This window comes from Sphingobium sufflavum (assembly GCF_021403115.1).
In the GTDB taxonomy this organism is placed as follows: Bacteria; Pseudomonadota; Alphaproteobacteria; order Sphingomonadales; family Sphingomonadaceae; genus Sphingobium; species Sphingobium sufflavum.
This window is the reverse complement of the sequence record NZ_JAJSSH010000008.1, coordinates 201,152-225,357: the sequence shown is the minus strand read 5'-3', so window position 1 is coordinate 225,357 and position 24,206 is coordinate 201,152. Positions and strand designations below refer to the sequence as shown.

Here is a 24,206-nt window from a genome sequence, read left to right as displayed (position 1 = left end):
GCGGCATAGACATAGCTGAGGTCGGCATGGCCGTCGCCGCGACGCGAGGGCGTGCCCACCGCGATGAACACCGCGTCCGCGCCCGCCACCGCCGATGCGATGTCGGTCGTGAAGGACAGCCGACCCGCCGCCGCATTGCCCGCCACCAGATGATCCAGCCCCGGCTCGAAAATCGGGATCTGCCCCGCCTTCAGCGCCGCGATCTTGCGGTCGTCCTTGTCCACGCAGATCACGTCATGACCGAAATCCGCAAAACAGGCCCCGGACACAAGGCCAACATAGCCCGAACCAATCATCGTGATTCTCATGAAGTTGCGACTTTCCGGGATAGTTGATGGAAGATGGTGCAATGCGGCATGAGCCGGGCACCCTAATAAGGCGTCGTCCGACAGATGCAAACCCGAAGCTGAGCGGTAGCCATTTGTTCTGCATTGCAAAAGTTAACGTGGCGCATCGCCCGGAGCGGCCGGGTCATAAGAAAAATCCCCCGGAGTTGGCCTCCGGGGGATTTTCTGACTGGATGAGAAGAAGGCGATGGTCGATCAGCTGCTCGACTTGCCGAACCGCAGGACGTTCGAAACGCGCGGTGCGACGACTTCGTCACGGTACAGGCTGGCCATCGGTTCATCGGCCACTTCGGCCACATGCTCCGAAGAGAAGCCGTTGAACGCCGTCCGCATCGCACAGCCATAGGCGCCCAGCATACCGACCTCGATATAGTCGCCGGGCCTTGCGTCGCCGGGGAGCATGAAGGGGCCAGCCATATGGTCCATGTCGTCGCAGGTCGGACCATAGAAGCTGAAAGCCTCCATCTCCGTGTCGTTCGCTTCGGGGCGCAGCAACTGCACCGGGAAGCGCCAGCCGACATGGGCGGCATCGAACAGAGCGCCATAGGCACCGTCGTTGATGTACAGCTCATTGCCGCGACGCCGCTCCACGCGGACGATCAGCGAGCTATATTCGGCGGAGAGGGCGCGGCCCGGCTCGCACCACAGTTCGGACGAGTAGCTGACCGGCAGGCTCTCGAACGTGCGGTGGATCGTATCGAAATACAGCTCCAGCGCGGGCGGCTCCATGCCCGGATAGACGGACGGGAAGCCACCGCCGACGTCGATGATGTCGACCGTGACGGACGAGGCGACAATGGCGGCGCGCACGCGCTCCATCGCCTGCGTATAGGCGTGGGGACTCATCGTCTGGCTGCCGACATGGAAGCAGATGCCCAATGCGTCCGCGACCTGACGGGTGGCGATCAGCAGTTCCTTGGCATCGACCAGATCGACCCCGAACTTGGAGGCCAGGCTGATCTGCGCATGGTCGGAGGAGACGCGCAGCCGGACGCACAGCTCCAGATCGGTCGCGCCCTTCGTCGCGCGAACGATCTTGTCCAGTTCCTCCATCGTGTCGAGGGAGAAGGTGCGGACGCCATGCTGGAAATAGGCTTCGCTGATCGCCTCGTCGGCCTTGACCGGATGCATGAAGCACAGCTTCGCATCGGGCAGGGTGCGACGGACAAGGCGGACCTCGGTGATCGAGGCCACATCATAATGCGTAATGCCGCTGTCCCAGAGCGTCCGGAGAAGCTCAGGAGACGGGTTCGCCTTGACTGCGTACAGCGACTTGCCCGGAAACTTCTCGACGAAGAACCGTGCGGCGCGGGCGGCGGCCTGCGGGCGAATAAGCGTTACCGGTGCTGCCGGTTTGAGGGAGAGAGCTACCCCCAGCGCGCTATGATGCTTGTACAATTCAAGGGACCTCCAGTGTAGTTCAGCCAATTGTGCTGCCTTGCGGTGGAAGTCCCATGGGGCAGCGAGAGAGCGCGATATATGGCTACGAGGGGGGCCTGTAAAGTATGGGGGTTAAATATTCCCTGTCATGAAACTGTCACATATTGTTCAGGACAGGCGCGCCTTGAAATCCGCGTAGGAGAAGGACCGGACCTCCCGCAACGCCCCGGAATCGCTCTTCCACAGCCAGATGGAGGGGAGGGGGACGCCGTTGAAGGTGTTGGTCTTGACCATCGAATAATGGCCCTGGTCGAGGAAGGCGATGCGTGCCCCCGGTGCGGCGGGCACCGGCAGGGCATAGTCGCCGATGATGTCACCCGCGAGGCAGGAGGGGCCGCCGAGTCGCGTCACCGGCTCACCCGTGCGCTCGCCCAGCATGGCGGGGCGATAGGGCGCCTCGATCACGTCCGGCATGTGGCAGGTGGCCGAAATGTCGGTGATGGCAACGGGCATGCCATTGTCCATCACGTCGAGGATTTCGCCGATCAATATGCCCGCGTCCAGCGCCACGGCCTCGCCCGGTTCCAGATAGAGGGCAAGGCCGGTCTGTTCCCGGATCGCGATCAGGAAGGCGACCAGCGCGTCCCGCTGATAATCGGCGCGGGTGATATGGTGGCCGCCGCCGAAGTTGAGCCATTTCAGCCGGTCGAAATGGGGCGCGAGCCGCGATTCGATGGCCGCCCATGTCCGTTGCAGGGGCAGGAAATCCTGTTCGCACAGGCTGTGGAAATGCAGCCCCGATACGCCGTCGAGATGATCGGCGGTCAGCTGGTCGATGGGGAAGCCCAGACGGCTGTGCGGTTGGCAGGGGTCATATTTGGCGACCTCGCCCTCCGCATGAAGGGGGTTGATGCGCAGCCCCACGTCGAAGCTGTGCCCGGCTGCCCGCGCCGCGTCGAGGATCGGGCGGAACCGCGCGTGCTGCATGGGTGAGTTGAAGATGATATGGTCGGAGAGCGCGCAGATTTCCGGCAGATCCTCCGCCTTGTAGCCTGCGCAATAGGTTGCGACCTCCCGGTCACCGTCCGGCCCGGCATATTCCTCCCGCCCCAGTTTCGCCTCATAGATGCCCGACGCGCAGACGCCGTCGAGATATTCGGCAACCACCGGACCCAGCGACCACATCGAAAAGGCCTTGAGCGCGGCGAGCAGTTTGATGCCCGCCCGGTCCCGCACATCCGCGAGGATGGCGAGGTTCCGCCGTACCGCCGCCTCGTCCACGACGAAGGCGGGGGTGGGGACGCTGTTAAGGTCGAAATGGGCGAAAGCGCCCGGATCACCGGCCTTGGTTTCCATGATGACCTACCCCCGTTCGCCCTGAGCCTGTCGAAGGGCTGTTTTTCCTTGAAGTAAAGTACGAGGCTTCGACAGGCTCGGCCCGAACGGGGTTGGGGCCGTCAGAAGTCCAGCGGACCCTCAAGCTCCTTCACCTGCCATGGCAGGCCATGCTGGTTGAGCATGTCCATGAAAGGATCGGGATCGAGCTGTTCGATGTTGAACACGCCCGCGCCGCTCCACACGTCCTGCATGACCAGCGCCGCGCCGATCATCGCGGGGACGCCGGTGGTGTAGCTGACCGCCTGATTGCCGGTCTCCGCGAACGCCTCTTCATGGTCGCAGATATTGTAGATGTAGAGGGTCTGGTCCTTGCCATCCTTGCCCACGCCGGTCGCGATGTCGCCGATGTTGGTCTTGCCCTTGGTCGTCTCGCCCAGCGAGGCAGGCTCCGGCAGCACGGCTTTCAGGAATTGCAGCGGGATGATCTCGCGGCCCTCATAGATCACCGGGTCGATGCGGGTCATGCCGACATTCTGGAGCACTTCCAGATGCTTGAGATAGGCATCGCCGAAGGTCATCCAGAAGCGCAGCCGCTTGATCTCCGGGAAGTGCGTGGCCAGACTCTCCAGTTCCTCATGATACATGAGGTACATGTTCTTGGGACCGACGCCCTCGAAATCGAAGCTCTGCTTGGTGGAGAGGGCGGGCGTGGTGACGATCTCGCCATTCTCATAATGGCGGGCGGGCGCGGTCACTTCGCGGATGTTGATTTCCGGGTTGAAGTTGGTCGCGAAATGCTGGCCATGGTCGCCGCCGTTGCAGTCGAGGATGTCGAGCGTGTCGATGCGGTCGAACTTGTGCTTTTTCAGCCAGGTCGCGAACACGCTGGTCACGCCGGGGTCGAAGCCGGAACCGAGGACGGCCATCAGGCCGGCTTCCCTGAAGCGGTCCTGATAGGCCCATTGCCAGCTATATTCGAAATGGGCGGTGTCGCGCGGTTCGTAATTGGCGGTGTCGAGATAATGCACGCCCGTCTTCAGGCAGGCGTCCATGATCGACAGATCCTGATAGGGCAAGGCGAGGTTCACGACCAGCTTGGGCTTTACGAGGTCGATCAGCGCGGCCATCTCGTCCACATTGTCGGCGTCGACTTCCGCGGTGCGGATGGTCTGGCCGGTCCGCTCCAGCACCGACTGCGCGATCGCGTCGCACTTGCCCACGCGGCGGCTGGCCAGCGTGATGTCGGGAAAGATGCCGGGGTTCATCGCCATCTTGTGAACCGCAACCGATCCAACGCCGCCCGCGCCGATCACCAGAATCTTGCTCATCCTCGATGCACTCCCTTGTGCTTCAAATCCGTCCCGGCGTCATGCGCCGGAGAAAGGCGCGATATAGGCCATACTCACCGGGACGCAATGCGTAGCGAGGCATCGACCCCATCCCGCACAACCGTCCCGACCCCATGGTCATAAAAGCGCCATCGCGCTGTCACCCCATGGTCACTGCCGCCCTCTAACGGGCCTTCATGACGTTCCGAGGACAATCCTGGGCCAAGGACAATCCCGACAGACGGGCCGACAGACGGAGGGCAAGGGCGCATGAGCAAGACACGGGCAGAGGCGATCGACCGGGCGGTCATCAACCATGACGGCATGACGAAGGAAGGGCTGCTGGAGCGCGCCTTTGCCTTCGCCTTCCGGGGACTGGTCTATGCCCAGATATGGGAAGACCCGGTGGTGGACATGGAGGCGCTGGCGATCCAGCCCGACAGCCATATCGTCACCATCGCCAGCGGCGGATGCAATGTCCTGTCCTATCTGGTGGCGGACCCGGAGCGGATCACCGCCGTCGACCTCAACACCGCCCATATCGCGCTCAACAGGCTGAAGGGCGTGGCGGCGGTCCATCTGCCGGACTATGCCCATTTCCGCCATTTTTTCGGCGATGCCGACCGGGCGGAGAACATCGACGCCTATCGGACCCATATCCGCCCCCATCTGGACGAGACATCGCGCCGATACTGGGAGGGGCGCGACATGGTGGGCCGCCGCCGCATCACCATGTTCGGCAAGGGCGCCTATAAGCGCGGACTGCTGGGCGGTTTTATCGGCGCGGCGCATCTGGTGGCCAAGCTGTACCGGATCGACCCGCGCGACCTGCTGGCCGCCCGCGACCGGGAGGAGCAGCGCGCGATATTCGAGGAACGGCTCGCCCCGATCTTCGACCGGAAATTCGTGCGCTGGCTGACGGACCAGCCCGCCTCCCTCTTCGGCCTCGGCATCCCGCCTGCCCAATATGACGCGCTGGCCGGGGATGCGAAGATGGCGGCGGTGCTGCGCCAGCGGCTGGAGCGGCTGGCCTGCGACTATGACCTGAAGTCCAACTATTTCGCCTGGCAGGCGTTCGGCCGCGGTTATGGCAAGGGGCCGGATGCCCCGGTGCCGCCCTATCTGGACGAGGCGAATTACGAGATCGTGCGCGCTCGCGCGCCGCGCGTCTCGGTCAATCACGCCAATATGACGGACTGGCTGGCGACGCAGCCGGACGCCAGCGCCGACCGCTATATCCTGCTCGACGCGCAGGACTGGATGAGCGACGCGCAATTGACGGCGATCTGGACGCAGATCAGCCGTACGGCCCGGCCCGGTGCGCGCGTCCTGTTCCGCACCGCCGCCGAACCGACGCTGTTGCCCGGTCGCCTGCCCGGCGCGCTGCTGGACCGCTGGCACTATCATGCGGAGGAGTCGCTGAATTATACCCGGCGGGATCGTTCCTCCATCTATGGCGGTGTCCACCTCTATTCGCTGCGGGGCTGAACCGATGTTGGAGACGGGTATCGCGTCGGGGCCGGGCGCGCATGGCAGGCTGATGGATGCGCAATATCGCTGGCAACGGCATGTCTATGACCTCAGCCGCAAATATTATTTGCTGGGCCGCGACCGGATGATCCGCGCGCTGGACGTGCCTGATGGCGGGTCCGTGCTGGAACTGGGATGCGGCACCGGGCGCAACCTGGCGCTGGTGGCGCGCCGCTATCCCGCTGCCTGCCTCCATGGCATCGACATATCGGCGGAGATGCTGAAGAACGCCCGCCGCAATGCGCCCACCGCCCTGCTGGCGCGGGGGGATGCGACCCGGCTCGACGCCGCGCTGTTGCTGAGTCGCTCGCGGTTCGACCGCATCTTCATGAGCTATACGCTGTCGATGATCCCGGACTGGCAGGGCGCGCTGGATCAGGCGGCCCGGCTGCTCGCGCCGGGCGGGCGGTTGCATGTCGTCGATTTCGGTCAGCAGGAGAGCCTGCCGCGCTGGTTCCGGCGGTTGTTGATGGGCTGGCTGGCGCGGTTCCATGTCACGCCGCGCGCCGACCTTTTCGCGGCGGGTGGGGCCTGCGCCGCGCGGCATGGGCTGCGTTTCAGCGCATCGCCGAGCCTGCGCGGCTATGCCTGGACCATGGTGCTGGAGCGCCCCCTGGACGGGGAGGGGGTGTCAGGCGACGCGATCAGTGGCGAAAGAAATCAAAGTCGTCTTTAGGTCCGGTCAGCCGGTCGTAGGCGGCTTGCAGCATGTCCGCCTGCGCCTTCACCCGCCGGAAATGGTCGAGCGGCACCCAATGGCGCGTGTCGTTGAAGGAGTCTGCCGCCCATGTGGTGCTGGCGGACTCGGCCGGTTCGACGGGCGGGGTTGGCTCGACGGGTTCGGCCAGCGCGGCGATCAGGTCCGCCAGCCGGGCGAACTGCGCGCTGGACATGGCGATCTCCACATTCGGCTGGGCATTGGCGACGGCCGCCTTCATCCGCTCCGCCTCGACCCGCGCCATGGCGGCGATGTCCTGACCGATGGTATTCACCCGCATCTCCTTCTCAGGAGCGATATGGTAAAGAATATCCGTTAACCGATGGTAACGATGCCGACAGGCGGGATTTGCCGCCTGTCAGATCGCGCCGGGGCCGTGGTGATGGCGGTGTTTCAGCCGCTCGTTCGCGCGCCACTGGCGACCCATGATCCACAGCGGGACAGCGCCGATCGCGGCGAACAGCATCACCATGCGCAGGAACGGGCTGTGGCCGATGGGCATGGTCACGGCGAGGATGGTGAGTGCGCCGATGAAGAAGGCTGCAAATTCAGGATGATGGACGGGTCGCATCAGCCGCCAGGCGGCGAGGCACAAGAGGATCGCGCACAACAGGCTGCCGAAAATCAGCAGGATGGACTCCGCCACGGTGACCAAAAGCCACATCGCATCTCTCCCCTATTTTTGGGGATACTATGCCCAAAGACCGGTGTTGCAAAGGAGAGAATGGCGTGCGGGAAAGAGGCAGCAGGAGGGCGTGCCGGAGGCATGGGCGTTTGCAGCGCGTGCCTATTTTCAGGGGTTTGCACGGGTCATTGGGATGCAGGACTGGGGTATGCAGGCCATGATGCCACAAGACCGGGTAACGGCAGGCTGGGAGTCGGGGGTGGCGCTTCCGCTGCTCAGGAGCGGCAGGGGGAGGGCAGGCGGAACCAACAGGCTCCGCCCGCCCCGTAAAGGCGTCAGGCCGCCTCGCGCTTTTCCAGTTCCAGCCGGTTCCAGATCTCGGCCAGCGCCTCGACCAGTTCCACCATCATCGCCTCCGTATGGGACGGACCGGGGGTGAAGCGCAGGCGCTCTGTGCCGCGCGGGACGGTGGGATAGTTGATGGGCTGCACATAAACGCCATATTCGGCCAGCAATATGTCGCTGATCCGCTTGGCCTTGACCGGGTCACCGACCAGCAGCGGCACGATATGCGTGACCGTGTCCATGACCGGCAGGCTGGCCTCGCGCATCAACCGCTTCAGCGTCGCGGCGGACGCCTGCTGCCCGTCGCGCTCCACGCTGGACTGCTTCAGGTGGCGCACGCTGGCCAGCACGCCCGCGACCAGTACGGGCGACAGGCTGGTGGTGAAGATGAAGCCGGGCGCATAGCTGCGGATCACGTCGATGATGACCTTGTCCGCCGCGACATAGCCGCCCATCACGCCGAACGCCTTGCCCAGCGTACCCTCAATGATGGTGACGCGGTGCGCGACCTCGTCCCGTTCCGTGATGCCGCCGCCGCGCGCGCCATACATGCCGACGGCATGGACTTCGTCGCAATAGGTGATGGCGTTGAACTCATCGGCCAGATCGCAGATTTCCGCGATGGGGCCGACGTCGCCGTCCATCGAATAGACGCTCTCGAACGCGATCAGCTTGGGCGCGGCCGGATCGGCAGCCTCCAGCAGTTCGCGCAGATGGGCGACGTCATTGTGGCGGAAGACCTGCTTCTCACAGCCCGAATTGCGGATGCCCGCGATCATCGAGGCATGGTTCAGCTCGTCGGAGAAGATGATGCAGCCCGGCAGGATCTTGGCCAGCGTGGCCAGCGTCGCCTCGTTCGAGACATAGCCGGAGGTAAAGAGCAGGGCCCCCTCCTTGCCGTGCAGGTCGGCGAGTTCCGCCTCCAGATCGACATGATAATGGGTGTTGCCGCCAATGTTGCGCGTGCCGCCGGAACCCGCGCCGACATCGTGCAGCGCCTCTTCCATCGCGGCGATCACCTTGGGATGCTGTCCCATGGCGAGATAGTCGTTGGAGCACCATACGGTAATCGGCTTCGGCCCGTTATGCCCGGCGAAACAACGGGCATTCGGGAACATCCCCTTGTTACGGAGAATGTCGATGAAAACCCGGTAGCGACCCTCGCTGTGAAGGCGGTCAATCGCTTGCTCGAAAACCTGCGTATAGTTCATTCTGGCGTTTCCCCGCCTCCCGGCGCGTAAATCCTTTGGCGCGCCATAGCGTTTCACTGTGGCCAAGGCCACTGATAACGGCTCGCAACTGGTCATGTGGCTCGCCTCTTCGTGCCGTTCGCTATCGACCCGTGCCTCTCTGCGTCCGCACAGTCGATGCGACAAAATGTCCTATCCGGCATGGCTGGCAGGATAGGACATCCCGATGCGGTGGGGAAATTAGCGATAGGTCTGAGACTGATCGGGCAAGCCGATCAGCGGGCGGCCATGGTCAGAGAAACTCGATACGCTCCAGTCCGAACTGTGCCAGTCCGGGGCGCAGCGCGGCGACATCGGGATCGTTTTTGGTGAAGACCGCGGTGCCGGGCGTCGCCGTCGCGGGCCAGGGATTGTCCCCGTTCAGATGGGCGATGCGCCGGGCGATACCGTCGCCGCCGTGCAGGAAGGCGAGCGGGCGCGGGGCGGCGGCCTTCAACTCCTCCTCGACCAGCGGGAAATGGGTGCAGGCAAGGACCACAATGTCCATCCTGTCCCCGCCGGGCTGGTCGAGCAGGCCCGCCAGTGCGTCGCGCGCGATGGCCGGGTCGAGCGGTTCGCCGCGCAGCTTCGCTTCCGCCAGGTCGACCAGAGCGGCGCTGCCATGGCGCAGGACGATGCAGTCCGCCCCATGTTCCTGCGCCAGCCGGTCGACATAGGGCTGGCGGACGGTGGCGTTGGTGCCCAGCACGCCGATGACGCGGCTGACGGACTGAAGCGCGGCGGGCTTGATCGCGGGCACCGTGCCGACCACCGGCACGTCGAGCGCGGCGCGCACCCCGGTGAGGGCGATGGTGGAGGCGGTGTTGCAGGCGATCACCGCCATGCGGGGACGATAGCGTTCGACGAGGCGGCCGAGCAGGGCGGGCACGCGCGCGGCGATCTCCGCCTCGCTCTTGGTGCCATAGGGGTATCCGGCCCGGTCGGCTGCGTAGATCACCGGCATGGTGGGGATCAGCGCGCGGGCGGGCCGCAGGATCGACAGGCCGCCGACGCCGGAGTCGAAGAATAATAGGGGAGCGTCGGGCGAAACCGTCATCACAGCCGCTTGCCGCCTCCATGGGGGGCACGTCAACCGTAACAATCTCCGGGGGACGATTTGGATGTCGGCAAGGGGGTGTCGAGAGGATGGCAGGACGGTCGGGGCAGAATGGTCGGGTTCGGTCTGTCCTGCATCAAGGCATCTCGACGGCGCTCGCCCGGAACGGCTAGGAGGGAGGCCGGTTCGATCAGGGGAGACAATGCGTGGATGAGTGGCAAATGCCGGCAGTGGTGATGGCGATCGGCTATCTCCTTGGCTCGATCCCGTTCGGACTGCTCCTGACACGGCTGGCGGGCGGGGGCGACCTGCGCGCCATCGGTTCTGGCAACATCGGCGCGACCAATGTGCTGCGGACGGGGCGCAAGGGGCTGGCGGCGGCGACGTTGATCCTCGACGGGGCGAAGGGCGCAGTGGCGGTCGCCATCGGCGAGCGGCTGTTGCCCGGTGGCGGCGGGGCGGTGCTGGGCGGTGTCATGGCGTTCATCGGCCATTGCTATCCTGTGTGGCTGCGCTTTCAGGGCGGCAAGGGCGTGGCGACCATGCTGGGCGTCACGCTGGCGCTATCCTGGCCCATCGGCCTGATCTTTGCGGCGGTGTGGATCGGTATGCTGGCGGTGACGCGCATCTCCTCCATGGGCGGGATGACGGCGGCGGTGGCGGCCCCCGTGGCGGCCTTTCTGCTGGGTGAGCATTATCTCCTGTCCGGGCTGGGCGCGATGGCCGCGCTGGTGCTGTGGCGGCATCGGGCGAATATCCAGCGGCTGGCCAAGGGCACGGAGCCGCGTGTCGGCAAAGGTGCGGGCAAGGGCGCGGGTGAAGGTTCCGGGCCTGCATGAATTCCGACGGTCAGGATCGGTTCGACCGGCTCCGCCTCATCCGCTCCCCCAATGTGGGTCCGGTCGCCTTTCGCCAGCTGATCGCGCGCTTTGGTTCGGCCGGGTCGGCGCTCCGGGCGATACCGGACATGGCGGCACGGGGCGGCGCGCGCGCCTTTCGCGTGGCGGACGAGCGCGCCGTCTGGGCGGAGATCAAGGCGGTCGAGGGGCTGGGTGGGCGTCACATCTTTATCGGGGAGCAGGGCTATCCCGCGCTGCTGGCGGAGGCGACCGCCGCGCCGCCCGTGCTGATGGCGATGGGGACGCTGGACCTTGCCGAACGGCCGGTCGTTGCGATGGTCGGTGCGCGCAACGCCTCGGCCGCCGCCTGCCGCTTTGCCCGGATGCTGGGGCAGGATGTGGGCGCGCGCGGCGGGGTCGTCGTCTCCGGCCTTGCGCGGGGTATCGACACGGCGGCGCATATGGGGTCGCTGGGCAGCGGCACGGTGGCGGTGATCGCCTGCGGCCTGGATGTCGTCTTCCCGCCGGAAAATGCCGCGCTTCAGGAACGGATCGCGGCCGAGGGCCTGCTGCTGACCGAGCATCCGCCCGGCACCGATCCGCTCGCCCGCCATTTCCCCGCGCGCAACCGCATCATCGCGTGGATGGCGCAGGGGACAGTGGTGGTGGAGGCCGCGCCCCGTTCCGGCTCGCTGCTCACCGCCCGGCTGGCGGGGGAAGAGGGGCGGGAGGTGATGGCCGTGCCCGGCTTCCCGCTCGACCCGCGAGCGCAGGGGTGCAACGCGCTGATCCGCGAGGGCGCGACGCTGGTGCAGTCGGCGGACGATATATTGGAAAGCGTCGGGCGGATCGGCGAGGGCAGGGTGCGCCAGCCCGGCCTGCCCTATGCCGCGCCGCCGCCCGCCGATCTGGCGGAGGGGGAGCGCCAGCGGGTGGTCGGGCTGCTGTCGATGGCGCCGGTCGCGGTGGACGAACTGATCCGCCAGTCCGGCTGCGCGCCCGGCGCGGTGCAGACCGTACTGCTGGAACTGGAGATTGCCGGAAGGCTGACGCGACACGCCGGGGGGCGGGTCAGCCTGAACTAGTGGATCAGGATGCGCTTGACGGGTGGCCCCGGAGCCATTCACCCTCGCGCGTACACGTAAGGGACTGTATCGGGGCCACATGCAACTCGTCATCGTAGAATCGCCGGCCAAGGCCAAGACCATCGAAAAATATCTGGGCAAGGACTTTCGCGTCCTCGCCTCCTATGGCCATGTCCGTGATCTGCCGGCCAAGGACGGGTCGGTCGATCCCGACGATGGCTTTGCGATGGCCTGGGAAAATTATGGCGACAAGGCGCGCCAGTTGAAGGCGATCACCGACGAGGCAAAGACCGCCACGCGCCTGATCCTCGCGACCGACCCTGATCGCGAAGGGGAGGCGATCAGCTGGCATGTGCAGGAGGTGCTGCGCGCCAAGAAGGCTTTGCCGTCCGTCGTTGACCGCGTGACCTTCAACGCCATCACCAAGGCGACGGTGCTGGAGGCGATGACCAAGCCGCGCGAACTGGATACCGACCTGATCGACGCCTATAAGGCGCGGCGGGCGCTCGATTATCTGGTGGGCTTCACCCTGTCGCCGGTGCTGTGGCGCAAGCTGCCCGGCGCCAAGTCGGCGGGCCGGGTGCAGTCCGTCGCGTTGCGGTTGGTCGTGGAGCGCGAGCGCGAGATCGAGGCTTTCGTGCCGCAGGAATATTGGTCCGTCGCCGCCGTGATGGAGCAGGGCGGGCAGGAGTTCACCGCCCGGCTGACCCGCTGGCGCGGCGAGAAGCTGGACCGGCTGTCCATCGGCAATGGCGGCGACGCGGCCAAGGCCAAGGCGGATGTCGAGGCGGGCCGCTTCACGGTCGAGAGTGTCGAGACGAAGCCGCTCACCCGCAATCCTCCGCCGCCCTTTACGACCTCTACCCTGCAACAGGAGGCGGCGCGCAAGCTCGGCTTCTCGGCCAGTCACACCATGCGGGTCGCGCAGAATCTGTATGAGGATGGCGCGATCACCTATATGCGGACCGACGGCGTGCAGATGGACGGCAGCGCCATCTCCGCCGCGCGCAAGGCGATCGAGGCGCGCTATGACGGCGGTTATCTGCCCGACAAGCCGCGCCAGTATCAGACGAAGGCGAAGAATGCGCAGGAGGCCCATGAGGCGATCCGCCCCGTGGAGTTCAGCCGCGATCATGTCGGCACCGGCGACCATGCGCGCCTGTACGATCTGATCTTCAAGCGCGCGATGGCTAGCCAGATGGCGGCCGCGCGGCTGGAGCGGACCACCATCGAACTGCTCGACGGCACGGGGCAGCATGGCCTGCGCGCAACGGGTCAGGTCGTGCTTTTCCCCGGCTTTCTGGCGCTGTATGAGGAAGGCCGCGACGATGCGGAGGATGACGACAGCAAGCTGCTGCCGCGCCTCTCCTCCGGCGACAGCCCGGCGAAGAAGAGCGTCACCGCCGATCAGCACAGCACCCAGCCGCCGCCGCGTTTCAGCGAGGCCAGCCTCGTCAAGCGGCTGGAGGAGTTGGGCATCGGCCGTCCGTCCACCTATGCCTCGACGCTTCAGGTGCTCAAGGACCGCAACTATGTGCGGGTCGAGAAGAACCGCTTCTTTGCGGAGGAGAGCGGGCGTCTGGTGACGGCCTTCCTCGAACGATTTTTCGAGCGTTATGTCAGCTATGACTTCACCGCCGGGCTGGAGGACCAACTCGACGATGTGTCCGGCGGCCGTGCCGACTGGCAGTCGGTGCTGGAGGCGTTCTGGCGCGACTTCAAGCCCAAGACCGTGGAGATCATGGACAAGAAGCCGTCGGAGGTGACGGCGGAGCTGGACACGTTCCTCGCGCCCATGCTGTTCCCGGACAAGGGCGACGGGGTCGATCCCCGCGAATGTCCGCTGTGCCATCAGGGCAAGCTGGCCCTGCGCGGAGGTAAGTTCGGCGCGTTCATCGCCTGCTCCAACTACCCGGAGTGCAAGTTCACCCGCAAGTTCGGCCAGCCCGGCGGCAGCGACGGCGCCGATGCCGGGCCGGAAGTACTGGGTCAGGATCCGGTGACCGGGCAGGACATCACCAGGAAATCCGGCCGCTTCGGTCCCTATATCGAGATGGGCGAGGGCAAGGAGGCCAAGCGCGCGTCCATCCCCAAGGACTTGCCCGATGGCGAACTGACGCTGGACTGGGCGTCCAAGCTGCTGAGCCTGCCCCGGACCATCGGCGACCATCCCGAATCTGGTAAGCCGATCACCGCCAGCATCGGCCGTTTCGGCCCCTATCTGTCGCATGACGGCAAATATGCGAAGCTGTCGGGAACGGCGGAGGTGTTCGAGACGGGCATGAACGCGGCCGTCGTCAAGCTGGCCGAGGCCGCCGCGCGCGGGCCGGGGAGGAGCAAGCAGGAGCCGCTCAAGATATTGGGCAACCATCCCCGCACGGAGGCGGAGATCAAGCTGATGGCGGGCCGCTTTGGCGCCTATGTCACCGATGGCGAAACCAACGCGACCATCCCCAAGAGCATCGACCAAGAGGCGCTGACGCTGGAGGAGGCGGCCCAGTTGATCGACGATCGCGCCGCCAAGGGGCCGCCAAAGGGCAAAAAGAAGGCCCCTGCGAAGAAGAAAGCTCCGGCAAAGAAGGCCGCCGCCGAGAAGGCGACGGGTGAGACCGGGGCTGCGAAAAAGGCCCCGGCGAAAAAGCCTGCGGCGAAGAAGGCGGCGGTGAAGAAGCCTGCCGCGAAGAAGGCTGACGCCGACGGCTGATCTGATCGGTTTTGGGGACGGGGTTTCCTGTTCCCCTGACCGTCATTTCGGGGGAGGCGTGGATGGGGGCTGGCTGCCAGCCTGAGCAGCCCCGCCTAAGCCCCGCTTTCCGCCCGCAGACCGGTCAGTCCTTCTGGCACGCCACGATGGCGGCAATCACGCCCAGCGTATCCTGCGGGTCGCGTACGCGCACGGTGTCCAGGCCGATTTCCTTGGCGGGATAGTCATTGCCGCCGGGAAAGATGGCGTCGCCGATGAAGAGCATCCGGTCCAGCGCAATGCCGCTATGGTCGCGCAGCTTCTTGAGGCCATAGCCCTTGTCCACGCCTTCGCGCGTGATGTCGATGGAGGTCGCGCCGCCCATGTTGATGGCGAGGCCGGGCAAGCGGGTGCGCAGGTCGGCCTGGATGATCTTGCGCTTGGCAAAGTCCGGATCCCAGCTTTCCTTCGCCTCGATGGGGGCCTGCTGGCCGAGTGCGGAGAAGGTGATCTGGCTGCCGCGATCCTCGATCCGTTCGCCCCACAATTGCTCCGGCTGGAAACCGGTCGCGTCGAGCGAGGCCCCGAATTCGCGTATGATCGTCGCCTTTTCCTCGTCGGAGAAAAGTTCGGCATAGACGGTGGACCATTGGCCGTCGCGATGGGTGTAGAGCTTGGTGCCGGTCGTGGGCATCAGCCACAGGCGGGACAGGTCGGCGCGGTCCGGCAACTGGCTGGCGACCTGTTTCTGGAATTGCGGCCAGTCGCCGCCGGAGATGACGGCGACATGCGCGACGGTCAGCAGGTCGGCCAGCGCCTGTCCCATGTCGGGCTTCAGCGCCTGCTTGCTCTCGGCCAGGGTGCCGTCCAGATCGAAGGCGATCAGTTGTTTCATTCTCGTCGCTCCCCTGAGCCGCCGCATCGGCATGGCTGGTCTTGGATGGGCGGTCGCCTATTGCCCCGCTGCCTGCTTGTCAAAAGGACATTGCGCCTGTTGGCGGGGCGGGTCGTTGCTTGTCTGGCAGTAATTTGCACGACGGCCTTTTCCCGACCCGCCTGCGATCCCACATGAGGCGCGATTTCAGGCAGGAGCGTCTTCCCGATGAGCGAACAGACCGACTATGTACCCCCGCGGATTTGGACCTGGGACAGCGAGAGTGGCGGGGCCTTTGCCGCCATCAACCGCCCGGTCGCCGGTGCGACGCATGATGCGGACCTGCCGGTGGGCCAGCATCCGTTCCAGCTTTATTCGCTCGCCACGCCCAACGGGGTGAAGGCCACGATCATGCTGGAGGAATTGCTGGCGGCGGGCCATGCGGGGGCGGAATATGACGCCTGGCTGATCCGCATCGCGGAGGGCGCGCAGTTCGGCAGTGGCTTTGTCGACGTGAATCCCAACAGCAAGATTCCGGCGCTGATGGACCGCAGCGGCCCGACCCCGCGCCGGGTGTTCGAATCCGGGTCGATCCTGCTCTATCTGGCGGACAAGTTCGGCGCCTTCATCCCCGCCGACCTCGACGGCCGGACGGAGGTCATCAACTGGCTGTTCTGGCAGATGGGCAGCGCGCCCTTTTTGGGTGGCGGCTTCGGGCATTTCTACGCCTATGCGCCGACCAAGATCGAATATGCCATAAACCGCTATGCGATGGAGGCCAAGCGCCAACTGGACGTGCTCGACCGGCAACTGGCGGAAAACCGTTATATCGCGGGCGAGGCGTATAGCATCGCGGACATGGCGATCTGGCCCTGGTACGGCCAGTTGCATACCGAGAACAGTTATGGCGCGTCGGAATTCCTCGACACGGGCAGCTACAAAAATCTCGTCCGCTGGGCGGAAGAGGTGAAGGCGCGGCCAGCGGTGCAGCGCGGCCGCATGGTTAATCGCGCGACCGGGCCGGAAGAGTTCCAGTTGCATGAGCGGCATGACGCCAGCGATTTCGATACGCGCACGCAGGACAAGCTGGTCGCGGGCGAGTGACGCCTGACTTGTAGACGGAGAGGGCGTTTCGTCCTGTCCGGCACGGATGGTCATCCGGCCATGAGAAAGGCCCGCTCGCTTGCGAGGGCGGGCCTTTCTCTGTTTGTCGTCGCGAAAGAGTCAGGCAGTGGCGAGCAAGGCCGCCGCGATCTGCCGTCCGGCCTGTTCCTCCCACAGGTCCGCGCCGCCACCCAGCGCCTCGTTCAGCGTCGCGCGCTTGAGGTAGAGGTGGCACTGATGCTCCTCGGTCAGGCCGATGCCGCCGTGGAATTGGACCGCTTCCTCCGTGATCGCATGATAGACGCGGGCGGCATGCGCCTTCAGCGCGCCCGCCTTGACCGGCTGGGTGACGGGGGCGGTGCGGCCCTCGCTGGCGTGGGTCCACAACAGGGCTTCCGCGCTCGCGAGGATGGTCTTCATGTCCGCCGCGCGATGCTTGAGCGCCTGGAACATGGCCAGCGGGCGGTCGAACTGCCGCCGGGTCTTGAGATATTCGACCGACATGTCCAGCGCCGCCTCCGCGCCGCCCAGCGAATCCGCCGACAGGGCGAACAGCAGGTGCGCCTTGAGCGCGGCGACAAGGTCGCTGGCCGTGTTGCTGCCGGCCAGTTCCACGCCCGCGTCCGCGCTGACGCCGGACAGGGTGACGTCGAACAGGCGGCGGCTCTTGTCCCACAGCGGACGCTCGGTCAGGGTGATGCCGTTGGTGCCGATGGGGAGCAGCAGCACGCGCGAATCCGTCACGACCAGCAGTTCGCTGGCGGTGTCGGCGTCGGGCACGGCGTTCAGCGTGCCGGACAGGGTGCCGCCGGCTTCGGTCGCGGTGGCGAAGCGCAGCGATCCGGTCATCAGTTCACCGGCCACGGCCCGCTCGATCAGATCCTGCCGACCGGCCTTCACCAGCGCTTCGATCACCATCATATGCGCGGCGACGGGACCGGGGGCGAGGATGCGGCCGAGTTCGAAATGGATGACGCCCTGCGCTTCCGCGCCAAGGCCCAGACCACCCAGTTCCTCCGGCACGGTCATGCCCAGCCAGCCCATCTCCACGATCAGATCCCAGATCGTGGCGGGATCCTGACCGAGGCCGCCCTCGCCAAAAGCCTTGCGGGCGGCGTCCTGCAATTCCGCCCGGCCGATGCTGTCGTCGCTCATGCGGCGTCTCCCTGAATCGTCCAGTTCTTCGGTTCGCGCGGCATGGCCAGCATCCGCTCGGAGATGATGTTGCGCTGTACCTCGTCGCTGCCGCCCGCGATGGTCCAGGCATAGCTGTTCATGAAATCGGCCATCCAGTTGCCGGTTTCCATGCCGCCGCCAAAGGTGATGGGCGCATGATACTGCGCGTCCATGTCATCGAGGCGCAGGCCCAGCAGCGTAAACTCGCGCAGCACGCGGGAGTAGCGCAGCTTGATGAGGCTCGCCTGCCCGACCTGCTCCTCACCCGCGATGCGCCATGCCAGGAACTGGTCGGCGAGGGCGCAGGTGGCGTCCACGCTGGTCGCGAGGCGACCGAAATCGCGCATGACGCCCGCATCGTCGAGCCGCCCGGTGTCGCGGATCAAGGTCGCGATACGCACCAGCGCGCCGCGCATCCGCTCCGACAGTTCCAGCAGGGTCAGGCCGCGCTCGGACGCCAGCGTCGCCTGTGCCACGGCCCAGCCATCGCCTTCCGCGCCGATCCGCTCGCTGACGGGGATTTCCACCTCGTCGAAGAAGATTTCGGCAAATTCCTCGTCGCCATGGATCTGGTTGATCGGACGCACGGTGATGCCGGGCGTCTTCATGTCGCACAGCAGGAAGGTCATGCCCGCCTGCTTCGCCTTCTCGTTGCTGGTGCGGACGAGGAGGAGGCACTTGTCGGCATATTGGGCGATGGTGGACCAGATTTTCTGGCCGTTGATGACATAGACGTCGCCGCGCCGTTCCGCACGGCAGCGCAGGCCCGCAAGGTCCGATCCCGCGCCCGGCTCGGAGAAGCCCTGGCACCAGGTCTCGCCCTTCAGTATGGCGGGGAGATAGCGTTCCTGCTGCTCCTTGCTCGCGCATTCCAGGATGGTGGAGGCGGCATGATAGGTGGAGACGAAGGACAGGAGGAGGCGCGGCGTGTCGGCGCGGGCCATCTCCTCATAGATCACCTTCTGCTCGGCCAGCGAGCGTCCGCCGCCCGGCCATTCCGCGGGCCAGTGGGGCACGGCATAGCCGCCCTCGACCAGTTTCAGGAACCAGTCGCGCTGGATACGGAAGAAGGCGTCCGGGTCAATGGACTCCTGCCGCCACGTCGCAGGCGCATTGGCGACAAGCCATGCACGCACCTCATTACGCAGCGTTTCGAGTTCGGAAGCCTCCGCCATCACTCCTCCATATTCCCTCTGGCCGACAACTGACGCCCTGTTTCACGGACCGGGGGCCTTTGGCAAGAGTGGGGAGGGTTTCGTCCTCCATAAACGCCATGGCGTAGCGGGAAAGGAGGCCGGGCGGAGGGGCCGGATCAGACCTCCACCTCGATCCTGTCGCCCACGATCCTGACCGCGAACGTCTCGATCGGCTGGGTCGCGGGCGGGTTCATCGGCGCGCCCGTCTCCAGGTTGAAGCGCGCGCCATGGACGGGGCAGGCGATCCAGCCCGCCTTCATCCGCCCGCACTCCAGCTTCTCGTCCGCATGGCTGCACTTGTTGATGACGGCGAAGATGCGGTCCTTCGTATGGCATAGCAGGATGGGCTTTCCCGCTACCTCCACCAGCTTGACCTTGCCCGCCGGCACATCCTCCACATTCGCCACCGGGACATAATGTCTATCGCTCATCGCCTGCTCTCATCGGGGTCGTTCGGTCCCACCTTGCGTGCCCGGCGGGTTGGCGCAATGCGTTGGGCGCACTCTCGCCCGCCAAAGCAAAAGCCGCTGCCGCGCGGGTCATTTCGATTGATCGGCCCAGCGTCGATATGTCGGCGGGCATCGCCGGGCGTACCGGCAGGGGAGAGGCAGTCGTGAGCGAAGCGCAAAGCTATGACGTGGTGGTCGTCGGGTCGGGGGCGGCGGGCGCGATGGCGGCGCTGCGGTCGGCGGACAATGGGTTGTCGGTGCTGCTCATCGAAAAGGCGCACAAGTTCGGCGGCACCTCCGCGACGTCCGGCGGGGTGATGTGGATTCCCAATCATGGCCTCAATCAGGAAGGCGACAGCCGGGAGCAGGTGCTGGACTATCTGGCCGCCGTCACCAGCGGCCCGGTCAATCCGGAACGGCTGCACGCCTATGTCGATGAAGCGCCGAAGATGCTGCGCTATCTGAAGAGCACGGGCGTGGAGGTGATGGCGGCGGCATGGCCCGACTATTTCCCGGACAAGCCCGGCGCCCGCGCCGACCGTTCCGTCATTGCGCCGACATTCGACGGGCGGCGACTGGGCGACGACCGCTATTATCTGATGCGGGAGCAATATAACCGCTTCAAGCTGTTCCACCGCTACACGATGGACCTGACCGAGACCTTCTCGCTGATGATGCAGCACAAGGGCTGGCGGGGCACGGCGGCGAAGATGATCACCCGCTACTGGACGGATTTTTCGACGCGCAGGCTGTCGGGCCGCGACCGGCGCTTTACGCAGGGCGCGGCGTTGATGGGGGCGGTGTTCAAGCAGGTCTTCGACCGGGGCATCGAACTGCGGCTGGAGACGGGGCTGGAGGAACTGGCCGTGGATGCGTCTGGCACCGTCACCGGCGTCACGGTCAGCAGCCACGGGCGGCGGTACGACATTCAGGCGCGCCATGGTGTGATCCTGGCGGCGGGCGGGTTCGAGTGGAACCAGCAATTGCGGGATCGTTTCTATCCGGTGCCCGGCATGACCCGGCACAGCAGCACGCCCGAAGACGCGAATCGCGGTGAGGCCCTGATCGCCGCGGAAAAGATCGGCGCGTCGACCGAACATACGGAGGAAGGCTGGTGGATACCCACCATGACCCTGCCCATGCCCAATGCCTCCAACTTCCACGAAATCCATCAGGCGGCGTTCGACGTGGGCCGTCCGTGGAGCGTGTGCGTCAACCGCAACGGTGTGCGCTTCGTGGACGAGGCGACGGGCTATGACAGTTTCGGACAGGCGATGGTGCGCGACCATCTGGCGACCGGGACGAACATGCCCTGCTGGCTGATCTTCGACGCCAAGTTCCGCCGCAAGTTCAGCGCGGGCGGCCTGATGCCGACCGTCCATACGCCGGACCGGAAAATCCCCGCCGACTGGTGGGACCATTATGTCTGGCGCGCCGACACGGTGGAGGCGCTGGCGGCCAAGATCAACGTGCCGGTGGCGGCGCTGGCCCGGACAGTCGCCAACATGAACGGCTATGCGAAAACCGGCGTCGACCCGGAGTTCGGTCGGGGCGGCAATATCTACGACCGGTTTTTTGGTGACCCGACCGTCACGCCCAACCCCAACCTCGGCCCCATCGACACCGCGCCCTATTATGCGGTGCCGATCAACAATGGCGATCTGGGTACGAAGGGCGGTATCCGCGCCGACGCCCGCGCCCGCGTGCTGGACGGGGAAGGCAAGCCGATTCCCAACCTCTATGCGGCAGGCAATTGCTCCGGCAACCCGTTCGGCAATGTCTATCCGGGTGCGGGCGGTACCATCGGTCCGGCCATGACCTTTGGCTATGTCGCGGCCAACGACATTGCCGAGCGCACGGGCAATGCGCGGGCGGCGGAGTGAGGGGCTTGAGCGGCACTATGACAGAGGGATTGAGCGGGATGCAGGACAAGGTAGCGATCGTTACCGGCGGTGGCGGCGGCATTGGCGAGGCGATCGTGCGCGCGCTCGGCGCGCGGGGCGTGAAGGTGGTCGCGGTCGGCCGCAACCCCGCCAAGCTGGAGAGGCTCGCGGCATCGGTGGGAGACAGTTTCGCCCTGTCGGCCATCGCCGTGGACATCACCGCCGCGGATGCGCCCAAGGCTATCGTGGACCATGCCCTTGCGACTTTCGGCAGGCTCGACATCCTCGTCAACAATGCCGGCTCGTTCAACTTCGGCCCGGTGCACAGCACGACGGACGACATGCTGTCCGAAGTGCTGGCGGTGTCCATGGCCGCGCCGTTCCGCCTCTGCCGCGAGGCGCTGGCCCATCTCGGCAAGGGGGCGTCGGTACTGTTCATCGGTTCGACCTGGGGCATTTACGGCACGCCGGGCGGCGGGGCGTATAGCGTGGTGAAGGCGGGCCTGATCGGCCTGACCCAGACGATGGCGGCGGAATATGGACGGCGTGGCGTCCGCACCAACTATATCGCACCGACCGTGGTGCGGACGGAGATGACCGATGCCTTCTGGGAGTCCGATTTCTTTCAGCGGACCAACCAGGAACTGACCCCGTTCGACCGCGATTGCACGGTGGAGGATATCGCCAACAGCGCGCTGTTCCTCTGTTCGGACGAGGGCAGCTTCATCAATGGCCAGACCATTGCGGTGGACGGCGGTATCTCCACCACCCGCTATGTCGCGCCGGAGGCGATTGCGGCGCAGCGCCGGTAGCGCGGGGGCGCTATGCCATGTCCCTGAATGTGACGCCCCTTGTTTATGGGGCGCAGGCTGGTCTAACGCAGCCCGGAGGCTGGGTTGGGCCAAGGCTGGGCCTGACCAAGGCCTTGTGGAGCGAAGACGGACATGGATTTCAACTGGACCGAGGATCAGCAGGCCTTTCGCCAGAAGCTGCATGATTTCCTCGCAAGCACGCTGCCGGACGATTGGGAGGAGTTTTCCAAACATGGTCCGGCCAGCCCCGCGCTGACCGAGTTCGCGCGCGGTTTCTGCCGCCAGCTTGCCGAAAATGGCATGCTCTTTCCGCACTGGCCCAAGGAGATCGGTGGCGAGGGCCTTGGTCCGTGGGAGCAGCAGATTCTGGCCGAGGTCATGTGGGAGTGGGGCGAACCGCGCGGCGGCCAATATATGAACGTCAACTGGATCGGCCCCACGCTGGTCAAGTACGGCACCGAAGCGCAAAAGGCGAAATATCTGCCTCAGATCGCCAGCGGCGAGATGCTGTGGTGCCAGGGTTTTTCGGAGCCTGACAGCGGGTCCGACCTTGCCTCGCTTCGCACCCGCGCGGTCCTTGACGGCGATGTGTACCGGGTGAACGGGCAGAAGATATGGACCAGCTATGCCGGTCTTGCCGACACCTGCTTCCTGCTGACGCGCACCAGCGACGACCGCAAGAAGGGCATCACCATCCTGCTGGTCCCCATGGACACGCCCGGCATCGTCGTGCGGCAGATCCCCAGCCTGATCGGGGAGGGCGACATTCATGAGGTGTTCTTCGACGATGTGGTCGTGCCCGCCAGCCAGCGGTTCGGCGAGGAAGGGCAGGCGTGGGAGATCATCGGCTTCTCCCTCAAGAATGAGCGGCTGGGCATTCCCCGCTACCATCTCGCGCGCACCGCGCTCGACCGGGCGGTGGCGCTGCTGCAGGAGGCGGGCGAGTTTTCGCGCGACGCCGTGCGGATAGAGGCGGGCAAATGCGCCGCCCTGTGCGAGGCGGCGCGGACCGCGAATTACGCCATCGTGCAACGCCGCGTCGATGGCCTCGACGTTGGCGGCGAATCCAGCTCCGCCCGTTATAATACGGTGATGGCGGAGCGGGCCGTCGCGGAATTCATCGTGGAATTCGTGCCGGAAGCGCTGACCGAGGGGCAGCCCTACCTTAAGATGCACCACCAGCGGGGCATCGTCGCGGGCATTGCCGCAGGGGCCGCCGAAATCCAGCTCAACATCATTGCCAGCGACGTGCTGCAACTGCCGAGGGAACCGCGCTGATGCTGCTGTCACTCACCGATGACCAGAACCAGATTCTCGATTTCGTCGATACGCTGACCAAGCCCTATGCGGGCGTACCGCTGCATGACACCAGCCTCGCGCTGACCAGCGATGCGCTGGATGCGGAACTGGTGGAGGGCGGCTTCCTCGACGTGGCGGCCATTCCGGAACTGGGCGCGGTCACCGCCGCTCTGCTGGTGGAGAAGCTCGCGCGGTTGCCGTTCGCGGTCGAGTCCGCCGCGACGGCTCTCGTGCGGCCCTTGCTCGACCCGGAATTGCCGCGTCCGCTGTGCCTGATCGAGGAGGGACAGCTTCGCAAGCCGGTGCGCTTCCTGAAAGCCGGGGCGACGGTCGTGGTCGTCGGTAAGAGCGGGGTGCGCAGTTTCACCGTGACGGACGACTTGGTGCGCGATGCGGGGGATGAGGTGCTTTACGCCTATCCCATGGCGTTCCTGACCGCCATTCCGGCGGATGTGCGGACGCATGACGTCAGCGCGGACGAGGTGCTGCGGGCATGGCGCGTGGGGCTGGCGGCGGAGTCGGCGGGTCTGCTGGCGGCTGCGTTGCAGAGCGTCACCACCTATTTGTCGGAGCGCAAGCAGTTCGGCCGTCCGCTCGCGACATTCCAGGCGTTGCGGCACCGGCTGGCGGAAGCGCAGGTGATGACCAACGGGGCCTATTGGCTGGCGATGCGGGCTGCCGGGACCGGCGATGCGGGCGATGCGGCGCTGGCCGCGCTGCACGCGCAGGAAGCGGCCAAGCGCGTCGCCTATGACTATCACCAGTTCTTGGGCGCGATGGGCATGACGCTGGAGCATCCGTTGCACCTGTGGACCTACCGGCTCAAGGCGCTGTCCGGCGAACTGGGCGGGCGCGGGGAGCAGGCGCTGGCGGCGGCGGATACGCTGTGGGGCGCTGCGGCCTGATCGC

Annotated in this window: 22 protein-coding genes; 10 read left to right on the top strand and 12 right to left on the bottom strand. The window is 65.7% G+C overall.

The genetic code is table 11. The features are described 5' to 3' along the window. The 4 genes from LWE61_RS13435 to LWE61_RS13420 all read right to left on the bottom strand — a co-directional run. A partial coding sequence (locus tag LWE61_RS13435; RefSeq protein WP_234150808.1) for a 3-hydroxyacyl-CoA dehydrogenase NAD-binding domain-containing protein occupies nt 1–308 on the bottom strand: 308 nt, incomplete at its 3' end. Between the two features lie 234 nt (nt 309–542). After that, a complete protein-coding gene (locus LWE61_RS13430) occupies nt 543–1,745 on the bottom strand; it encodes a type III PLP-dependent enzyme (protein WP_234150807.1) in 1,203 nt (400 codons plus the stop codon). A gap of 150 nt (nt 1,746–1,895) precedes the next feature. After that, nucleotides 1,896–3,083 (bottom strand): carboxynorspermidine decarboxylase, encoded by a 1,188-nt coding sequence (locus LWE61_RS13425; RefSeq protein ID WP_234150805.1) that lies wholly within the window; start codon nt 3,081–3,083, stop codon nt 1,896–1,898. 101 nt (nt 3,084–3,184) lie between these two features. After that, nucleotides 3,185–4,393 carry a saccharopine dehydrogenase family protein gene (locus LWE61_RS13420; RefSeq protein ID WP_234150803.1) on the bottom strand — a complete coding sequence of 403 codons (1,209 nt, stop codon included), beginning with the start codon at nt 4,391–4,393 and terminating at the stop codon, nt 3,185–3,187. A 270-nt stretch (nt 4,394–4,663) separates the two neighbouring features. On the opposite strand from LWE61_RS13420, the gene LWE61_RS13415 reads away from it, so the two are divergent. Together LWE61_RS13415 and LWE61_RS13410 are read left to right on the top strand one after the other, a co-directional pair. After that, a complete protein-coding gene (locus LWE61_RS13415; RefSeq protein ID WP_234150796.1) occupies nt 4,664–5,881 on the top strand; it encodes a DUF3419 family protein in 1,218 nt (405 codons plus the stop codon). A 4-nt stretch (nt 5,882–5,885) separates the two neighbouring features. After that, entirely contained in the window at nt 5,886–6,599 is a 714-nt protein-coding gene (locus LWE61_RS13410; protein WP_234150794.1) for a class I SAM-dependent methyltransferase, read from the top strand. Here the strand turns inward: LWE61_RS13410 and LWE61_RS13405 are convergent. The 4 genes from LWE61_RS13405 to murI all read right to left on the bottom strand — a co-directional run bounded on the left by LWE61_RS13405 (nt 6,568) and on the right by murI (nt 9,897). Further along, nucleotides 6,568–6,915 (bottom strand): hypothetical protein, encoded by a 348-nt coding sequence (locus LWE61_RS13405; protein ID WP_234150792.1) that lies wholly within the window; start codon nt 6,913–6,915, stop codon nt 6,568–6,570. The two genes, LWE61_RS13410 and LWE61_RS13405, sit on opposite strands and share 32 nt — an antisense overlap. Nucleotides 6,916–6,999: 84 nt before the next feature. After that, nucleotides 7,000–7,305, bottom strand: coding sequence for a hypothetical protein (locus tag LWE61_RS13400; RefSeq protein ID WP_234150783.1), 306 nt, complete (start codon nt 7,303–7,305; stop codon nt 7,000–7,002). A 296-nt stretch (nt 7,306–7,601) separates the two neighbouring features. Further along, the gene (gene hemA, locus LWE61_RS13395; protein WP_234150776.1) at nt 7,602–8,822 is read right to left on the bottom strand and encodes a 5-aminolevulinate synthase; all 1,221 of its coding nucleotides are present in this window, start codon (nt 8,820–8,822) and stop codon (nt 7,602–7,604) included. Nucleotides 8,823–9,093: 271 nt separating this feature from the next. Then, complete coding sequence (murI, locus tag LWE61_RS13390; protein WP_234150766.1) at nt 9,094–9,897, bottom strand: glutamate racemase; 804 nt, start codon at nt 9,895–9,897, stop codon at nt 9,094–9,096. A gap of 221 nt (nt 9,898–10,118) precedes the next feature. Here murI and plsY point away from each other — a divergent pair, with 221 nt between their 5' ends. From plsY to topA, 3 genes are all read left to right on the top strand, one after another. Next, on the top strand, nt 10,119–10,736 hold the full coding sequence (gene plsY / locus LWE61_RS13385) for a glycerol-3-phosphate 1-O-acyltransferase PlsY (RefSeq protein WP_234150764.1): 618 nt from the start codon (nt 10,119–10,121) through the stop codon (nt 10,734–10,736). Further along, nucleotides 10,733–11,821, top strand: coding sequence for a DNA-processing protein DprA (dprA, locus tag LWE61_RS13380; RefSeq protein WP_234150763.1), 1,089 nt, complete (start codon nt 10,733–10,735; stop codon nt 11,819–11,821). Before plsY ends, dprA begins: the two co-directional genes overlap by 4 nt. A gap of 79 nt (nt 11,822–11,900) precedes the next feature. Next, on the top strand, nt 11,901–14,525 hold the full coding sequence (gene topA, locus LWE61_RS13375; RefSeq protein ID WP_234150754.1) for a type I DNA topoisomerase: 2,625 nt from the start codon (nt 11,901–11,903) through the stop codon (nt 14,523–14,525). A 124-nt stretch (nt 14,526–14,649) separates the two neighbouring features. Here the strand turns inward: topA and LWE61_RS13370 are convergent, their stop codons facing one another. Beyond that, nucleotides 14,650–15,399, bottom strand: coding sequence for an HAD-IIB family hydrolase (locus LWE61_RS13370; protein ID WP_234150752.1), 750 nt, complete (start codon nt 15,397–15,399; stop codon nt 14,650–14,652). A 207-nt stretch (nt 15,400–15,606) separates the two neighbouring features. On the opposite strand from LWE61_RS13370, the gene yghU reads away from it, so the two are divergent. After that, complete coding sequence (gene yghU / locus LWE61_RS13365; RefSeq protein ID WP_234150750.1) at nt 15,607–16,482, top strand: glutathione-dependent disulfide-bond oxidoreductase; 876 nt, start codon at nt 15,607–15,609, stop codon at nt 16,480–16,482. A 120-nt stretch (nt 16,483–16,602) separates the two neighbouring features. Here yghU and LWE61_RS13360 read toward each other — a convergent pair whose 3' ends face one another. From LWE61_RS13360 to LWE61_RS13350, 3 genes are all read right to left on the bottom strand, one after another. Beyond that, nucleotides 16,603–17,637, bottom strand: a complete 1,035-nt coding sequence (locus tag LWE61_RS13360; RefSeq protein WP_234150749.1) for an acyl-CoA dehydrogenase family protein — start codon at nt 17,635–17,637, stop codon at nt 16,603–16,605. Then, nucleotides 17,634–18,833 carry an acyl-CoA dehydrogenase family protein gene (locus tag LWE61_RS13355; RefSeq protein ID WP_234150748.1) on the bottom strand — a complete coding sequence of 400 codons (1,200 nt, stop codon included), beginning with the start codon at nt 18,831–18,833 and terminating at the stop codon, nt 17,634–17,636. Before LWE61_RS13355 ends, LWE61_RS13360 begins: the two co-directional genes overlap by 4 nt. Before the next feature lie 137 nt (nt 18,834–18,970). Continuing rightward, entirely contained in the window at nt 18,971–19,285 is a 315-nt protein-coding gene (locus tag LWE61_RS13350; RefSeq protein WP_234150738.1) for a Rieske (2Fe-2S) protein, read from the bottom strand. A gap of 182 nt (nt 19,286–19,467) precedes the next feature. Here LWE61_RS13350 and LWE61_RS13345 point away from each other — a divergent pair, with 182 nt between their 5' ends. From LWE61_RS13345 to LWE61_RS13330, 4 genes are all read left to right on the top strand, one after another. After that, a complete protein-coding gene (locus LWE61_RS13345) occupies nt 19,468–21,186 on the top strand; it encodes an FAD-dependent oxidoreductase (protein ID WP_326490646.1) in 1,719 nt (572 codons plus the stop codon). A gap of 38 nt (nt 21,187–21,224) precedes the next feature. Further along, a complete protein-coding gene (locus LWE61_RS13340; protein ID WP_234150737.1) occupies nt 21,225–21,998 on the top strand; it encodes an SDR family NAD(P)-dependent oxidoreductase in 774 nt (257 codons plus the stop codon). A gap of 132 nt (nt 21,999–22,130) precedes the next feature. Further along, entirely contained in the window at nt 22,131–23,276 is a 1,146-nt protein-coding gene (locus LWE61_RS13335) for an acyl-CoA dehydrogenase family protein (protein ID WP_234150736.1), read from the top strand. After that, nucleotides 23,276–24,202, top strand: a complete 927-nt coding sequence (locus LWE61_RS13330; RefSeq protein WP_234150734.1) for an acyl-CoA dehydrogenase family protein — start codon at nt 23,276–23,278, stop codon at nt 24,200–24,202. The genes LWE61_RS13335 and LWE61_RS13330 overlap by 1 nt, the downstream gene beginning before the upstream one ends. Nucleotides 24,203–24,206 lie beyond the last annotated feature (4 nt).

Excerpts from the sequence above, each read along its gene's own strand:
- LWE61_RS13425 (WP_234150805.1), bottom strand. The coding sequence starts at position 3,083 with ATGGAAACCAAGGCCGGTGATCCGGGCGCTTTCGCCCATTTCGACCTT.
- LWE61_RS13420 (WP_234150803.1), bottom strand. The coding sequence starts at position 4,393 with ATGAGCAAGATTCTGGTGATCGGCGCGGGCGGCGTTGGATCGGTTGCG.
- LWE61_RS13415 (WP_234150796.1), top strand. The coding sequence starts at position 4,664 with ATGAGCAAGACACGGGCAGAGGCGATCGACCGGGCGGTCATCAACCAT.
- LWE61_RS13410 (WP_234150794.1), top strand. The coding sequence starts at position 5,886 with ATGTTGGAGACGGGTATCGCGTCGGGGCCGGGCGCGCATGGCAGGCTG.
- LWE61_RS13400 (WP_234150783.1), bottom strand. The coding sequence starts at position 7,305 with ATGTGGCTTTTGGTCACCGTGGCGGAGTCCATCCTGCTGATTTTCGGC.
- hemA (WP_234150776.1), bottom strand. The coding sequence starts at position 8,822 with ATGAACTATACGCAGGTTTTCGAGCAAGCGATTGACCGCCTTCACAGC.
- murI (WP_234150766.1), bottom strand. The coding sequence starts at position 9,897 with ATGACGGTTTCGCCCGACGCTCCCCTATTATTCTTCGACTCCGGCGTC.
- plsY (WP_234150764.1), top strand. The coding sequence starts at position 10,119 with ATGCCGGCAGTGGTGATGGCGATCGGCTATCTCCTTGGCTCGATCCCG.
- dprA (WP_234150763.1), top strand. The coding sequence starts at position 10,733 with ATGAATTCCGACGGTCAGGATCGGTTCGACCGGCTCCGCCTCATCCGC.
- topA (WP_234150754.1), top strand. The coding sequence starts at position 11,901 with ATGCAACTCGTCATCGTAGAATCGCCGGCCAAGGCCAAGACCATCGAA.
- LWE61_RS13370 (WP_234150752.1), bottom strand. The coding sequence starts at position 15,399 with ATGAAACAACTGATCGCCTTCGATCTGGACGGCACCCTGGCCGAGAGC.
- yghU (WP_234150750.1), top strand. The coding sequence starts at position 15,607 with ATGAGCGAACAGACCGACTATGTACCCCCGCGGATTTGGACCTGGGAC.
- LWE61_RS13360 (WP_234150749.1), bottom strand. The coding sequence starts at position 17,637 with ATGAGCGACGACAGCATCGGCCGGGCGGAATTGCAGGACGCCGCCCGC.
- LWE61_RS13355 (WP_234150748.1), bottom strand. The coding sequence starts at position 18,833 with ATGGCGGAGGCTTCCGAACTCGAAACGCTGCGTAATGAGGTGCGTGCA.
- LWE61_RS13350 (WP_234150738.1), bottom strand. The coding sequence starts at position 19,285 with ATGAGCGATAGACATTATGTCCCGGTGGCGAATGTGGAGGATGTGCCG.
- LWE61_RS13340 (WP_234150737.1), top strand. The coding sequence starts at position 21,225 with ATGCAGGACAAGGTAGCGATCGTTACCGGCGGTGGCGGCGGCATTGGC.
- LWE61_RS13335 (WP_234150736.1), top strand. The coding sequence starts at position 22,131 with ATGGATTTCAACTGGACCGAGGATCAGCAGGCCTTTCGCCAGAAGCTG.
- LWE61_RS13330 (WP_234150734.1), top strand. The coding sequence starts at position 23,276 with ATGCTGCTGTCACTCACCGATGACCAGAACCAGATTCTCGATTTCGTC.